The following is a 15,233-nucleotide window of genomic DNA, read 5'->3' on the forward strand; positions in this document are numbered from 1 at the left end:
CTCAAAGGAAACCCCGACGAGGGGGTTTCATATAAGCTCTACTGGCTTAGTTCACTAGCACACTGTTGAGTTCTCAAGCAACACACCCCGAACCAGCCCCGGAATCAACCAGGCCAAACTCGATGCGTTATTTCAAGCTTTTGGTCGAGCATGCCGGTACCTACAAGCTAGTCGTAGGGAGTCGGCGGCCGCTCGTGGGCCGACGCTGAACATTACCTGGTCCGTTTCGCGGTGTCAACCCGCTCGGCCCTGGCTCCTGGTCGGTGAGGCTTTCGGCCCCGCCGGCCCGGTGTTCCTGGCGACGAAGAGAAGATTACATGCCTTCCAACCACCCGAAAACAGGGGGGTCACTTAACGGCATCGACGCTGGTCAGAGCCTTGACAGCGGGCCGATTCGACCGGTTCGCAGGCGCTCGGACGGGCTCCGGAGAGCCCCCGAGTGACCCAGGTCTCCGCCCGGCCGCCCTCGAACCAGCCCAAGTCCACCCCTTCGCGGCCGCCCGCGCAACCCGATTACGCAGGTCAGCCAGCTGCCCAGGCCCACTGATCCGCAGCGGCACCTGCCGAAAACGAAAGCCGCCGGCCAGTGCAGTGCACTGACCGGCGGCCGACAAGCCATCACCCCGAAAGGCTTACCCAGGCAACCGGGGCAGGTATCGAGGCGGAACCCGAGCCGGTGCGACCCGCGTGTAGTCCGCGGCCAGCGCGAGCATCTTCCCGTCGCTCCACTGTCCGCCCATGAACGAAATCCCCACCGGCAGCGATCCGACCGAACCGGCCGGGACGGTGACGGCCGGGTACCCCGCCACCGCGGCCGGGGTCGAGGACGGGATCACGTCGTTGTCGCCGACCTTGCAGTCCGTCTTCCAAGCCGGCGGGTTCGTCGGCGACGCGATGGCGTCCAGGTCGTACTTCGCGAGGGTCTCGTCCAGCGACCGGCGCGACAGGTCCTGCAGCTCGGCCCGGTTCTTCAGGTAGGTCGGATCCTGCGGGCCGGGCGCGGCGAGCGCCTGCTCGAACAGTTCCTGGCCAGCGAAGCAGGTGCGTTCCAGCGGGTCAGCGCGGTTGTACGCGATGAGGTCCGCCAGGTTCCGCGGGCCGGTGGGGCGCGTGGCGAGGTAGGCGTCGATGTCCCGGTGGAACTCGGTCAGCAGCGCCGGGAACTCCAGCGCCGAGAGCCGGTCCTGGTATGGCAGGGTCACCTCGACGACCGTCGCCCCGGCGCGTTCCAGCGAGGCTTTCGTCTTGCTGACCACGGCGTCCGTGTCCGGGCCGAGCACCGGCAGCCGCCACAGGCCGATCCGGGCGCCGCGCAGGACGCCGGGGCGGAGGAGTTTCGCGTAGTCGGTCGGCTGGGTCTGCGGGTAGCGCAGGGTGGCCGGGTCGGACGGGTCGCGACCCTGCAGCACCGAGAGGGTCAGCGCGGTGTCGACGACGTTGCGCGCGATGGGTCCCGCCGTGTCCTGTTCCGCGGAGATCGGCACGACGCCGGTGCGGCTGACGAGCCCGAGACTCGGTTTGTGGCCGACGGTCGCGGTCATCCCGGCCGGGCACACGATCGACCCGTCGGTCTCGCTGCCGATCGCGACCTGCGCGAGCGACGCGGCGACGCCCGCCGCGGAGCCGGCGGACGACCCGCACGGGTTGTGGTCCAGGACGTACGGGTTGTTGGTCTGCCCGCCGACGCCGGACCAGCCGGAAGTCGGCTTCGCGGCGCGGAAGTTGGCCCATTCGGACAGGTTCGCCTTGCCGAGGATCACCGCTCCCGCATCGCGCAGCCGGGTGATCAGCGTGGCGTCCTTCGCCGGACGGCTCCGCAGCGCCCGCGAACCGGCGGTGGTCTGCTGGTCGTGGGTGTCGACGTTGTCCTTGACCAGCACCGGGATCCCGTCGAGCGGACCGCGGGTGCGGCCGGTCCGGTGCCGGAGGTCGCTGGCCGCGGCTTGCGCGAGCGCGGCCGGGTTGAGCGCGAGGACGGCGTTGACCTTCGGGTCGAGCACCCGGATCCGGGCGAGGTACGCGCTGGTCAGCCGGGTCGGAGTGAGCTGACCGGTCGCCATCCGGTGCTGCAGGAACGGGATGTCGGCGCGGTCGAGGTCGAAGTGCAGGCCCGCCGCGTCGACCGCGGGTTCATCCTGCATCGCGACCGCCGGCGGCGCGGTGGCCAAGCCCGCCGCCGCGACCAGTGCGGCGAGTACGGCGGGCAGTCTTTTTCCCATGTTCCGATGCCTCCCCAACGTCGGAGCACGGCCCGGGGGCCCGTCAGAGCATCGGCAACAGGGTCCGGAGCTCGTACGGAGTGACCGCGCTCCGGTAGTTGTCCCACTCGACCCGCTTGTTGCGCAAGAAGAAGTCGTAAACGTGCTCGCCGAGCGCTTCCGGCAGCAGTTCCGACTTCTCCATCTCGGCAAGCGCCTCGCCGAGGTTCTGCGGCAACTGCGAGTAACCGGCGGCGCGGCGTTCGGAGTCCGACAGCTGCCAGATGTTGTCCTCGGCGGGCGGCGGCAGCTCGTAGCCCTTTTCGATGCCCTTCAGCCCCGCGGCCAGTATCACCGAGTAGGCCAGGTACGGGTTGCACGCCGAATCGAGCGTCCGGATCTCCACGCGCCGCGACGACGCCTTGCCCGGCGAGTACATCGGCACGCGCACGAGCGCCGAGCGGTTCGCCCTTCCCCACGACACCGTCGTCGGAGCCTCGCTGCCGCTGATCAGCCGTTTGTAGGAATTGACCCACTGATTGGTGACGGCGGAGATTTCCTTGGCGTAGTGCAGGACGCCGGCGACGAACGCCTTGCCGGTCTCGGAAAGCTCGTGCGGGTCCTCCGCGTCGTAGAACGCGTTGCGGTCGCCTTCGAACAGGCTGACGTGGGTGTGCATGCCGGAGCCGGGCTGGTCGGTGAACGGCTTCGGCATGAAGGTCGCGCGCACGCCCTGGGTCAGCGCGACCTCCTTGACGACGTAACGGAACGTCATCACGTTGTCGGCCATGGTCAGCGCGTCGGCGTAGCGAAGGTCAATTTCCTGCTGGCCCGGCGCGCCCTCGTGGTGGCTGAACTCGACCGAGATGCCCATCGCCTCGAGGGTCTCGATGGCGTGCCGGCGGAAATGGGTCGCGGTGGCGTGGCTGGCTTGGTCGAAGTAGCCGCCGTTGTCGGCGGGCTCGGGCTCGCTGCCGTCGTCGGGAAGGTTGGCGAGCAGGAAGAACTCGATCTCCGGGTGCACGTAGCAGGTGAACCCGGCCTCGCTGGCCTTCGACAGCTGGCGGCGCAGCACGTGCCGCGGGTCGGCCCAGGACGGCGAACCGTCGGGCATCGCGATGTCGCAGAACATCCGCGCGGAGTACGGGCCGCCCTCCGGGGTCTCCCACGGCAGCACCTGGAACGTGGACGGGTCGGGCTTGGCGACCATGTCCGACTCGTAGACGCGTGCGAAGCCTTCGATGGCCGAGCCGTCGAACCCGATGCCCTCGCTGAACGCGCCCTCCAGTTCAGCGGGCGCGACCGCGACGGACTTCAGAAATCCCAGCACGTCGGTGAACCACAGGCGAACGAAACGGATGTCGCGCTCTTCCAAAGTGCGGAGCACGAATTCCTGCTGGCGATCCATGGCCGAACCCTAACCAGCACGTGTTAACGCCATGTTTCACGGGTCACCCACATCGGAGACGGGTTCACGCGAGGTGGGGTTTCTGAGTTTTGCTTGACCGGGTGATCGACAGCGACGCGACCGAGGCGATGACCGCGAGCCCGGCGGCGACGTACCAGGCGACCGCGTAATCGCCGAGCTGGTCGCGCACCGCGCCGGCGGCGGAAGCCGCGAACGCCGCGCCCAGCTGGTGGCAGGCGAAGACCCAGCCGAACACGATCGGCCCGGCTTCCCCGAAGGAGCGGATGCAGAGCGCGACCGTCGGCGGAACGGTCGCCACCCAGTCGAGGCCGTAGAAGAGGATGAACGCCCACATGCTCGGCTGGACCGAATTCGTGAACAGCTGCGGCAACAGGGCGAGAGAAACTCCCCGCAACGCGTAGTAGACGCCGAGCAGGATCCGTGGGTCGACACGGTCGGTGAGCCATCCCGACGCGATCGTTCCCACCACGTCGAAGACGCCGACCAGCGCGAGCAGGCTCGCCGCGGTCGTCTGCGGCATGCCGTGGTCGTGCGCGGCCGGGACGAAGTGTGTGCTGACCAACCCGTTCGTGGTCGCCCCGCAGATGGCGAACCCGATAGCGAGCAGCCAGAACGTGCGGGTGCGTGCGGCCTGGAACAGCACCGTCGACCCTCGGCGGACAGTGCCGACCTTCGGGGCCGGGCGCTCGACTTCGGTGCCTTCGGGCGCTCCGTACGCGACAGTGCCGACGTCGGCAGGATGGTCGCGTACGGCCAACAGCACGACCGGGACCACCGCGAGAGCCGCGATGGCAATGACCATGGACGCAGTCCGCCAGCCGTCGTCCACCGCGAGCGACGCGATCAACGGCAGGAAGATCAGCTGACCGGTCGCTCCGGCGGCGGTCAGTACGCCAGTTACGACACCGCGGTGGCGGACGAACCAGCGCGTCGCGACCATCGCGGCGAAGCTCATCGCCATCGAGCCGGTGCCGAGGCCGACGAGCACGCCCCAGCAGAGGATCAGCTGCCAGCTGGCGCTCATGAAGACCGTGCCGCCCGCGCCGAGCGCGACGACGCACAGCGCGGTAGCCGCGACCCGGCGGATGCCGAACCGCTCCATGAGCGCCGCGGCGAAGGGCGCGAAGAGGCCGTATAGGACGAGGTTGACCGAGACGGCGGAGCCGATCGTGGCGCGGGACCAACCGAATTCTTCGTGCAGCGGATCGATCAGGACACCCGGCGCGGCGCGGAAGCCGGCGGCGGCGAGGAGGGCGACGAACGCGGCCGCCGCGACGAACCAGGCGCGGTGCAGGCGGCGGGCAGGACGAGTCTCAACGGTCACGAGCAGTCAGTCTGGTGCGCTCGGACCTCTGTCGACAGTGGCCGGAAGGACACCATCCGAAAGGATCGGGCCAACCAAGTAGGCTCTCGGCCATGCTCAGCCGACGTGTCCTGCCGGCGCTGCTGCTCCTCGGGCTGGTCGGCGGTTGCACCGCGGCACCCCCCTTGCCCGCGGCGGACGGATTGCTCTCCGCCGCCAAGGAGAACTTCTCCAAGGTCCGCAGCCTGCACTTCTCGGTCGGCGTCAATGGCGTACTGCCCGGCCTGCCGATGACGAAGCTCGTCGGCAACGCGACGCTCAAGAACGGCGGGCAGGCGAGCGGCAGCGCGGAATTCACCGATCGGTCGTTCTCGTTCACCGTCTCCGGGCACACCGCGACCGCCAAGGACACGAAGGGTGGCGAAACGAGCGGTCCCACGACTTTCCCGGTCAGCCGGTTCCTCGGTCCGCACGGCGGTCTGATCCGTCTGCTCGGCTCGCTCCAGCAGCCGAAAACCGAAATCCGCGAGACGATCCAGCACGTCGACGGCTACCGCGTCGGCGGAACTGTGCCCCAGGCTGTCGCGGCGGCGCTGGTACCGCAGATCCACGCGGACGTGAACGTGAAGATCTGGGTGACGGCGGCGGAACCGCGCCGCTTCGCGCGGATGTGGCTGCAGGTGCCACCGGCGACAATGCGCGACAGCCCGGTGATGTACGAGGTGCTGCTGACGGATCAGCAGCCCTAGCGGTCTCCGGCTCGGGCGTCGCCGCCACAACCGTCGCGAGCCAGCGCGACCTCAGCTGGACTTACAGCGAGTGCCGTCCGGCGGCGTCGTGCCGTCGATCAGGTACGCCGACCCCGCCTTGTCGACGCACGCGTTGCCCTGCAGGAACACCGTGTGCTGCGTCCCCTCGAAGGTCAACAGCGAACCCTTCAACGCCTTCGCGAGATTCACGCCCGCCTGGTACGGCGTCGCCGGGTCATTCGTGGTCGAGATCGTCAGAGTCTTCGGCAGGCCCTCGACGTTCGGCTCATGCGGCTTCGACGTGTTCGGCACCGGCCAGAACGCGCACGCGTCGCGAGCGGAGCTGGCTTTGCGGCCGTCGTCGAGGAACGGCGCGGCCTTTACGTATTTCTCCTGGCCTTCGAGGATCTGCTTCGGATCGGTGACTCGAGGATCATCGACGCAGCGGATCGCGATGAAGGCGTCCTGCGTGGTGCCGTAGGTGCCGTCCGGGTTGCGCTCGTTGTAGATGTCGGCCAGTTTCTCCAGCGTCGTGCCGCGCTGCAGCCTCAGCTCGTTCAGCCCCGTGTTCAGGTACTCCCAGAGATTCTGCTGGTAGAGGGCCTGTATGGCGCCAGTGGTCGCATCGTCGTACGACAGCTTGCGGCCGTCGCCCACCGGAACGGGGAAGTCGATCAACCGGCGCGTGAGGTCCTGAAACTGCTTCGTCGCGTCGGCGGGGTCGTGGCCGAGCGCGCAGTCCTGACGCGCCGCGCACCACTTCGCGAATTCGTTGAACGCTCCGCCGAAGCCCTGGCCCTGCGCGACGAGCGAGTCTTCCGGGCTCTGCGTCGGGTCGACAGCGCCGTCGAGAACGAGCGCACGCACGTTCTTCGGGAAGGTCTCCGCGTACGTGGACCCGATGCGCGTGCCGTACGAGTAACCGAGGTACGTGAGCTTCTCGTCGCCTAGGACGCTTCGCAGCACGTCCATGTCCTTAACGACGTCGCGCGTGCCGACGTGCGCGAGCATGTCGTCGCCGTACTTCGTCCGCTGTGTGCACTTCGCGGCGAAGTCCTTCTGTTCCGTCTCCTGCTTCGCGACGCCGGCAGGCGAACCGTCGGTCTCGCTGTCGTCGGCGCGGTCCGCGTCGCGTTCGGGTCCGGTCAGGCATTTGATCTGCGGTTCGCTGGCCCCGATCCCGCGCGGGTCGAAACCGACGAGGTCGAACCGGTCGCCCAGATCGGACTTCGACACCTGGTCCATCAGGCCCGCCGCGGCGACCATGCCCGAAGCGCCCGGTCCGCCCGGGTTCACCACGAGCGAACCGATTTTCTCGCCCGGATCGCTCGCGCGGTGCCGCAGCACGCCGATGGTGATCGTCTGCCCGTCCGGTTTGTCATAGTTCAACGGAACCGTGAGCCGTCCGCACTCGATTCCCTGCGCCTTGAAGGCGGATCGCGCGTCGTCCGAGGTCGCGTAGGGTGCACACGCGGACCAGGACACGCTCTGCCCGTAGAACCGCTCCAGTCCGGCGGGCACCGGGCCCACCGGCGCGTGCGATTCGACCGTCGGCGCGAGCGCGGCCTGGTCGGGCTTCGACGAGCACGCCGCGAGCGTGGTCGCGAGCAGGCCGGCAGCCGCTAACGCGACGAACGGATGGACTTTCGGGCTGGCGCTGGGATGACGTGGCACGGTTTGATCGTGCCATCCGGGCGCGGAACTCGAACGCACCGTCGGCGCGTTGGGCAGTGCGGGGTGCGACCGGAGACACATCGACACGAGGAGACCAGGGGTGGCACTGATCAGCCGGGTGGGCAAGCGGCTCCGCCGGATCATCCAGCGGCCGGGCAGCGTCGAGCTGACCCGTTACGAAGCGCTGCTGCCCGCCGTCGAGAAGCTCGAACCGGAGCTGGAGAAGCTCGAGGACGCCGAGCTCACCGAGCGCGCGGGCAAGCTGCGAGACGCCATCGGCGGGGCCGCCTCGTTCACCGACAGCCAGCTGATCGAGATCTGCGCGCTCGGCCGCGAGGCCGCCCGGCGCAAGCTCGGCGAGCGGGCCTTCGACGTGCAGTTGCTCGGCACCATGGGCCTGCTCACCGGCCACGTCGTGCAGATGGAGACCGGTGAGGGCAAGACGCTCGCCGGCGCGCTCGCCGGAGCCGGGTACGCGCTGCGCGGCCGCCGGGTGCACGTGGTCACGGTCAACGACTACCTCGCCCGCCGCGACGCGGAGTGGATGGGCCCGGTGTACGAGCTGCTCGGCGTCACCGTCGGCTGGGTCGAACCGGCGCATTCGAAGGAGGAGCGCAAGGAGGCCTACGGCAAGGAGGTCACCTACGGCGCGGTCGCCGAAATCGGCTTCGACGTGCTGCGCGACCGCCTGGTGACCAGCGCCGACGACCTGGTGCAGAAGGCTCCCGAGGTGGCGATCGTCGACGAGGCCGACTCGGTGCTGGTCGACGAGGCGCGCGTGCCGCTGGTCATGGCCGGTTCGATCGACCACAACGACGCCGACGAGGAGGTCGCCAAGATCGTCCGGCGGCTGCGGCTCGGCCTGCATTACGAGACCGACTCCGAAGGCCGCAACGCGTGGCTGACCAGCGCCGGCGCGTCGGTCGTGGAGAAGTCGCTCGGCGGCGTCGACCTGTACGACGAGTCCGGTTCGGACCGGCTCGCCGCGGTGAACGTCGCCCTGCACGCGCACGCCCTGCTCACCCGCGACGTCGACTACCTGGTCCGCGACGGCAAGGTGCAGCTGATCAACGCCGCCCGCGGCCGCGTCGCCGAGCTGCAGCGCTGGCCGGACGGCCTGCAGGCCGCGGTCGAGGCGAAGGAGCAGGTCACCGCGACTGACCGGGGCGAGATTCTCGACTCGATCACCGTGCAGGCGCTGCTCGCGCGCTACCCCGAGGTCGCGGGCATGACCGGTACCGCCGTCGCGGTCGCCGAGCAGCTGCGCGAGTTCTACAAGCTCGAGGTCGCGGTGATCCCGCCGAACACCCCGAACGTGCGCGAGGACCAGCAGGACCGCGTTTTCGCCTCGCCGTCGCAGAAGCTGCGCGCGATCGAGGAGGAGATCCGCACGGTGCACGAGACCGGGCGGCCGATTCTCGTCGGCACCCAGGACGTCGCCGAGTCCGAGGAGCTGGCGGAAAAGCTGGCGAAGGCCGAACTGCCGTGCGTCGTGCTGAACGCGCGCAACGACGCCGAAGAGGCCGCGATCATCGCCGAGGCGGGCAAGAAGGGCGCGGTCACCGTGTCCACGCAGATGGCCGGTCGCGGTACCGACATCCGGCTGGGCGGCAGCGACGGCACGACCCGCGAGGAGGTCGCCGAGCTGGGCGGCCTGCACGTGATCGGCACCGCGCGGTATCCGTCGAGCCGTCTCGACGGGCAGCTGCGCGGCCGGTCCGGACGGCAGGGCGACCCGGGCAGCGCGATCTTCTTCGCGAGCCTCAACGACGACCTCGTGCTGTCGAACGCGCCGGATCTGCCGGACGGCATCGACGCGGACACCGAGACCGGCGAGATCACCGACCCGGCCGCGCACCGGCAGCTCAACCACGCCCAGCGCGTGGCCGAGGGCGTCGACCTGGAAATCCACCGCAACACCTGGCGCTACACGCGGCTGATCGAGCGGCAGCGCGCCGAGCTGCTGGAACACCGCGACAAGGTGCTGCACACCGGGCTCGCGGCCGAGGAGCTGGAGAAGGCGCAGCCGGAGAAGTTCGCCGAGCTGAAGGAAAAGCTGGACGACTCCGAGCGGCTCGAGCAGGTGTGCCGCGAGGTCCGGCTGTTCCACCTCGACCAGCTGTGGTCGGATCACCTGGCGTATCTCACCGACGTGCGCGAGAGCATCCACCTGCGTGCGCTGGCCCGCGAGACGCCGCTGGACGAGTTCCACCGCGCGGCGATCCCGGAGTTCCACAAGATCATCGCCGAATCCGCCTCGCGGTCGGCGAAGACGCTCGAGGAAGCCGAGATCACCGACGACGGGCTCGATCTCGCCGAGGTCGGCGTGCGGCGGGCGAACACGACGTGGACTTACTTGGTGCACGACAACCCGTTCGACTCGGACTTCGAGCAGACGGTCAAGAAGGTGCGCAGCATGATGCGGATGAAGAAGTCCTGATTCCTCGTTTCGAAGGGCCCCTCGCCGCGGGTGAGGGGCCCTTCGCCGTTCTCTGGCTCACCTCTGCGTAGTTTCTGTCGGTGCGGTGGGACAGAATGGCGGCATGCCGCAACTGCGCATCGCACTGGCCCAGGTCAACACCACCGTCGGCGACATCGACGGGAACACCGCGCTCACCGTCGAGTGGACCCGCAAGGCCGCCGAGGCGGGCGCGCACGTCGTCGTGTTCCCGGAGATGTCCCAAACCGGTTACCCGGTCGAGGACCTCACGCTCCGGCGCACGTTCGCCGACGCGTCCCGGCGCTCGGTGACCGAACTGGCGCGCCGGCTCGACGAGGCAGGCTGCGGCGAGGTGCTCGCGTACGTCGGCTACCTGGATCACGACGAAATCGGCCCGCGCGACGCCGCGGCGGCGCTGTACCGCGGCGAGGTCGTCGCCCGGCAGTTCAAGCACCACCTGCCGAACTACGGCGTGTTCGACGAGCACCGGTACTTCAAACCGGGCACCGAACTCGAGGTGCTGCGGCTGCACGGCGTCGACATCGGCATGGTGATCTGCGAGGACATCTGGCAGGACGGCGGCCCGATCTCCGCGCTGGGCAAGGCCGGGGTCGACCTGGTGGTCGCGCCGAACGCGTCGCCGTACGAGCGCTCGAAGGACGAACAACGGCTGCCGCTGATCGCCCGGCGAGCGGCCGAGGCGGGCGCGCCGCTGGTGTACACGAACCAGGTCGGCGGCCAGGACGATCTGGTCTTCGACGGCGACTCGCTGGTGGTCGGCGCGGACGGGACTCTGCTCGCGCGGGCTCCGCAGTTCGTGGAGCACCTGCTGGTGCTGGACTTGGACCTGCCTGTCGCTGGTGCTGCCGCCACCGGCTCTTTCGACGGGCTGGAAGTGCACCGGCGGGTGTTGAATGACTCGCCGCTGGTTGAGTACTCGCCGCTGGTCGCTCCGACGATCAGCGAACCGCTGTCGGACGAGGCCGAGGTGTGGTCGGCGCTGGTCGTCGGTTTGCGCGATTACGTGCACAAGAACGGATTTTCTTCGGTCACCTTCGGCTTCTCCGGCGGAATCGACTCGGCGGTCTGCGCGGCCCTCGCGGCGGACGCCCTCGGCGGGGACAACGTGTACGGCGTTTCGATGCCGTCGAAGTACTCGTCCTCGCACTCGCGGGATGACGCTTCCGACTTGGCGGAGCGGATCGGCGCGCACTACCGGGTCGAGCCGATCGGCGACATGGTTGACGTGTATGTGAACCAGCTGCAGCTGACCGGGCTCGCGGAGGAGAACATCCAGGCGCGGGTGCGCGGGATGCTGCTGATGGCGCTGTCCAATTTGGACGGACACCTGGTGCTGGCGACCGGCAACAAGACCGAGCTGGCCGTCGGCTACTCGACCATTTACGGCGATGCGGTCGGTGCGTTCGCGCCGATCAAGGACTTGTTCAAGACGCACGTGTGGCAGCTGGCGCGGTGGCGGAACGAGGAAGCGGCCAAGCGCGGGGAAACGCCGCCGATCCCGGAAAACTCGATCACGAAGCCGCCGTCCGCGGAGCTGCGGCCGGACCAGAAGGACTCGGATTCGCTGCCGGATTACGAGCTGCTGGACGACGTCCTGGACGACTACGTCGAGAACGACCGCGGGTACGCGGACCTGATCGAGGCCGGGTTCGACCCGGAAACGATCGACCGGGTCGTGCGACTGGTCGACCGAGCGGAGTACAAGCGGCGGCAGTACCCGCCGGGCACGAAGATCACGTTCAAGGCGTTTGGCCGGGATCGACGGCTTCCGATGACGAACGGGTGGCGGGAACGGAAATCCTGACCGGGGGTTTCGGGTTCCGGGGGTCCGGCTTGGTCGGGTTTCGGGAGCCGGGGTGAGGGGAACGGAGGTCCTGATCGGGGTTCCAGTTTCGCCCGGCGTCGGCGCTCGGCGGCGGACGGAGTCCTCACCCGGTTCCGGCTTCGCCAGGCATCGGCCCTCGGCAGCCGAACGCAGCCCTCACCGGGGTTCCGGCTTCGCCAGGCCTCGGAGTTCGGCAGCGGAACGGAGTCCTGACCGGGTTCCGGCTTCGCCGAGCCTCGGAGGCCAGTGGCGGGAACGGAAGTCCCGACCAGAGCTTCCAGCCTCGTCATGCCTCGGAGTTCGGCGGCGGAACGGAGTCCTGACCGAGTCTTCTGGCTTCGCCAGGTTTCTTGCACGCGGAGCGTGCTCGGAGACCAGCGGCGGGAACGGGAATCCCGACCGGAACTTCCACATTCGCCAGGCCTCAGAGCCGGGCGACGGAGCAGGGTCGTGACTGGAGCTTCCGGCTTCACCAGGCTCCGAGGCGAGTGGCGGGAATGGAGTCCTGACCGCGGTTGCCAGCTTCGCCGGGGTCGCGGAGGCCGTTGGCCGGGAAGGGAAAGTCCCGAGCGGATTTCCGGGCTTGGCCGGGTTTCGGCGGCGGGCGGGCGGGCTTCCGGTGCGACTGGCTGAGGCTTGGCTTCAGCCAGGATCGCGATCGGCTTGCCCGGGTCGCGGCCGCCGTTGTGGAGGGCGCGATCGGGTTCGCCGCGGCTCTAGGGTCGTGTCGTTTTCTCGCCAGTTTCTGTCGGTGCCGGGTCGTACGCTGGGCGGTATGACGGTTGGGTACACGGTGTTCGACACCCCGATCGGGGCGTGCGGCCTCGCTTGGCGGGACGGTGCGGTGATCGGAACCGCGCTGCCGGGAAGTACAGCCGAGCGGACGCGCGCGCACCTCGCGACCCGCTTCCCGGACGCGGTGGAATCGCCGGTGCCGGAGGAACTTCGCGCGGTGGTGGAGGATGTCGTCGCGCTGCTGTCGGGAGAGGCTCGCGATTTGCGTGCGGCACCGTTGGATTACCAGGACGTGCCGGACTTCAACCGGCGCGCGTACGACGTCGCGCGGGCTATTCCGCCGGGGAAAGTTCTGACGTACGGGGATATCGCGCATCAGCTGGGTGCGCCGGGCGGAGCTCAGGCTGTCGGGCAGGCGATGGGGAACAATCCGTTTCCGATCATCGTGCCGTGCCACCGGGTTTTGGGAGCGGGCAAGAACACCGGAGGCTTTTCGGCACCGGGCGGGGTCGAGACTAAGCGGCGGATGCTGGTGATCGAAGGGGCGTTTCCGGAGGAACCGACATTGTTCTGACGGATCAGGTGCGGAAACTGGTCTGCCTTGACCGCTGATCGGCGGGGTCTCTCGAGTGTTGCCTGGCTGCTCGGGCAGGAGCCGCTTGATCAGGCTGGAGCCTTGGTGCACTCGGCCGGAATCCAGCCGCACCCCCAGTGCCGCAGGGTTTCCAACCGAGTGCACTCACTTGCCCGGCGCAGGGCGAAGGCAGTCAAAGCCGCATGGTCGGCAGCTCGTTGGCCCCAGCTAGCCGACCGGCCGGACCGTGGCAGCGAGCGGCATCCCTCCTCACGACCAGCTGGGGACGAAGCCGTCTGGTCCAGCTCGGCCGTTGCGGCTAATCGGGCGGCCCGACCTTGAGGCCAGTCAAGTCCGCCTTGCCCCCTCGTCGCGACTACCGGCCAACGTGACCTTCAGCGAGCCCAACGCCCTGGCTCACCAGTAACGGCCAACCAGCCGACCCAACCTCCAGCCAGTCCAGCTCGCCAGCCCAACCCGGACGGCCAACCAGCCGACCCAAACCTTCAGCGAATCCAAGGCTCCTGGCTCACCCGTCACGGCCAACCAGCCAACCCGACCTCAAGCCAGACCAACTCACCCAGCCCAACCGCCACGGCTAACCAGCCAACCCGACTTCCAGCCAGACCGACCCACCTGGCCCAACTGCCACGGCCAAGCAGTCAACCCAACCTCCAGCCAAACCGACCCACCTAACCCAACCGCCACGGCTAACCAACCAGTCCAACCTCAAGCCAGACCAACTCACCCAACCCATCCGATACGGCTAATCAGCCAACCTCGCCCAGCCAACCCACCTCGGCTGGGCTCAACCACGGCGGCTAACCGGGCGCGTAACCAGCGAAAACTCGGCTCATTCCGCCGGTTTCCACGGCTTCAGCCAGTCCGTCTCCGGCCAGCCCTCCGCGGCGGCTTGCAGGGGCATGGCCGTGGCACCGTCCAGGGACTCGCGGACGATGTCGGCGTGGCCGGCGTGGCGGGCGGTTTCCTCGATCAGGTGCAGCAGCACCCAGCGGACCGACCAGGCCGACACGTCGTCCGGGAACCAGGGCACGTCTTTCGGGACCGGGACTTCCTGGTTCAGGTCCTCGATGCCGGCGATGACCTCTTCGGTGCGGGCGGCGACTTCGTCGTAGGCCGCGATCGCCGACTCCAGCGTCTCGTCCGGGCCGAGGCGGTAGTTTTCCTGGTAGGTCGCCATGCTTTCGGCGAAGGGCTTCGGCGGGATGCGCAGCACGTGGTCGATCCAGCCGCTTTCGGTGGACGACACGTGTTTCAGCAGCCCGCCCACGCTCAGGGCGCTCGCGCTGGGCACGGCGCGCGCCTGATCGTCGGTCAGGCCGTACGCGGCGGTCTTCATCGCTTGCCGCTGCTGGGCCAGGAAACCGAGCAAACCGCCGCGTTCGTCAGGGGTTGGGGAGACTTTGCCAGCCATGGGGGCCTCACTTCCGGTGTCTGTTGCTCCGCAGCATCGCACCCGCCACCGACAATTTTCGGCCGCGGACCGGAACCGGGGTCTGCACGACGTACGCGCCGCCGATCACGACCTGCGCCGCGTGCACCACCAGTTGCACCCGGGTGAACACGCCCTCCAAGTGCCCGGCCAGCGTCGACGCCACCACCAGCGCCCACGCGACCAGCACCACCACCAGGCAGCCCACGGCACAGGCTCGCCACCCGGACGGCCACCAGAAGACCAGGCTGAACGCCCCGACGGCGACGGCCGCGCTCAGCAGGTTCGGCGTCACCACAGTCTCCGGGACCCCGGCGCACACCATCAGCACGATCCCGAACACCGACACCGAAACTGACGTCAGCCTGCCGCTCCAGTGCGCGGGCGCGAGCCGCATCAGGGCGGGGCCGGTGAAGAAAAAGGCCAGGCCGCCGATCCCCGTCGCGATCTGGAAGACCGGTTGCGCGCGGAACAGATCCCAGACCGGCTGCTCGGTCGGCGACACCCCGGTCTGCAGGAAGAACTCCAGCAGCCACGCGGAATATCCCGCCAAACCCAGTCCGAGCAGGACTATCAAAGCCACCCGCGCAGCACGCACTTGCCCACCCTAAGCGAATCTCTGCGACGAAGTGCCGGATGGTGTCACACCCGTGACTTACCGGAGGTTCCGGACACCATCCGCTACCACGAACTCACGCACCGAATCCCTGGGGGAGGCTACCGGATCATGGTTGGCGTGTTGCCAATACCTGCCTCGAACGTGAGGGATGCTCGGGATTCGGCCGGGGCCACTGGGCAAGCGGCATTCGGCCAGGGACAACGAGGGCAAGCA

General features: G+C 68.6%; 10 protein-coding genes. 4 read left to right on the forward strand and 6 right to left on the reverse strand.

Annotation, left to right across the window (positions count from 1 at the left end; all coding sequences use genetic code 11):
* Positions 1-632 precede the first annotated feature (632 nt).
* The 3 genes from ACFXI3_RS16160 to ACFXI3_RS16170 all read right to left on the reverse strand — a co-directional run bounded on the left by ACFXI3_RS16160 (position 633) and on the right by ACFXI3_RS16170 (position 4,951).
* Complete coding sequence (locus tag ACFXI3_RS16160) at positions 633-2,219, reverse strand: amidase (protein WP_378400152.1); 1,587 nt, start codon at positions 2,217-2,219, stop codon at positions 633-635.
* 43 nt (positions 2,220-2,262) lie between these two features.
* Positions 2,263-3,606: a type I glutamate--ammonia ligase gene (glnA, locus tag ACFXI3_RS16165; RefSeq protein ID WP_344288388.1), complete on the reverse strand. Its 1,344-nt coding sequence runs from the start codon at positions 3,604-3,606 to the stop codon at positions 2,263-2,265.
* Positions 3,607-3,670: 64 nt separating this feature from the next.
* Positions 3,671-4,951 carry an MFS transporter gene (locus ACFXI3_RS16170; RefSeq protein WP_378400153.1) on the reverse strand — a complete coding sequence of 427 codons (1,281 nt, stop codon included), beginning with the start codon at positions 4,949-4,951 and terminating at the stop codon, positions 3,671-3,673.
* A 92-nt stretch (positions 4,952-5,043) separates the two neighbouring features.
* Here ACFXI3_RS16170 and ACFXI3_RS16175 point away from each other — a divergent pair, with 92 nt between their 5' ends.
* Positions 5,044-5,679 (forward strand): LppX_LprAFG lipoprotein, encoded by a 636-nt coding sequence (locus ACFXI3_RS16175; protein WP_344288393.1) that lies wholly within the window; start codon positions 5,044-5,046, stop codon positions 5,677-5,679.
* 51 nt (positions 5,680-5,730) lie between these two features.
* Here the strand turns inward: ACFXI3_RS16175 and ACFXI3_RS16180 are convergent, their stop codons facing one another.
* Complete coding sequence (locus tag ACFXI3_RS16180; protein ID WP_378400154.1) at positions 5,731-7,353, reverse strand: alpha/beta hydrolase; 1,623 nt, start codon at positions 7,351-7,353, stop codon at positions 5,731-5,733.
* Between the two features lie 100 nt (positions 7,354-7,453).
* On the opposite strand from ACFXI3_RS16180, the gene secA2 reads away from it, so the two are divergent.
* The 3 genes from secA2 to ACFXI3_RS16195 all read left to right on the forward strand — a co-directional run bounded on the left by secA2 (position 7,454) and on the right by ACFXI3_RS16195 (position 12,948).
* Positions 7,454-9,793: an accessory Sec system translocase SecA2 gene (gene secA2, locus ACFXI3_RS16185; protein WP_378400155.1), complete on the forward strand. Its 2,340-nt coding sequence runs from the start codon at positions 7,454-7,456 to the stop codon at positions 9,791-9,793.
* Positions 9,794-9,896: 103 nt separating this feature from the next.
* Positions 9,897-11,618, forward strand: coding sequence for an NAD+ synthase (locus ACFXI3_RS16190; protein WP_378400156.1), 1,722 nt, complete (start codon positions 9,897-9,899; stop codon positions 11,616-11,618).
* Positions 11,619-12,414: 796 nt separating this feature from the next.
* Positions 12,415-12,948 carry a methylated-DNA--[protein]-cysteine S-methyltransferase gene (locus ACFXI3_RS16195; protein WP_378400157.1) on the forward strand — a complete coding sequence of 178 codons (534 nt, stop codon included), beginning with the start codon at positions 12,415-12,417 and terminating at the stop codon, positions 12,946-12,948.
* An 853-nt stretch (positions 12,949-13,801) separates the two neighbouring features.
* Here ACFXI3_RS16195 and ACFXI3_RS16200 read toward each other — a convergent pair.
* Together ACFXI3_RS16200 and ACFXI3_RS16205 are read right to left on the reverse strand one after the other, a co-directional pair.
* Positions 13,802-14,383 (reverse strand): DinB family protein, encoded by a 582-nt coding sequence (locus ACFXI3_RS16200; RefSeq protein WP_344288403.1) that lies wholly within the window; start codon positions 14,381-14,383, stop codon positions 13,802-13,804.
* Between the two features lie 7 nt (positions 14,384-14,390).
* Positions 14,391-14,999 carry a hypothetical protein gene (locus tag ACFXI3_RS16205; protein ID WP_344288405.1) on the reverse strand — a complete coding sequence of 203 codons (609 nt, stop codon included), beginning with the start codon at positions 14,997-14,999 and terminating at the stop codon, positions 14,391-14,393.
* Positions 15,000-15,233 lie beyond the last annotated feature (234 nt).

Source organism: Amycolatopsis sp. NPDC059235 (assembly GCF_042754125.1).
GTDB classification, from domain to species: Bacteria; Actinomycetota; Actinomycetes; order Mycobacteriales; family Pseudonocardiaceae; genus Amycolatopsis; species Amycolatopsis albidoflava.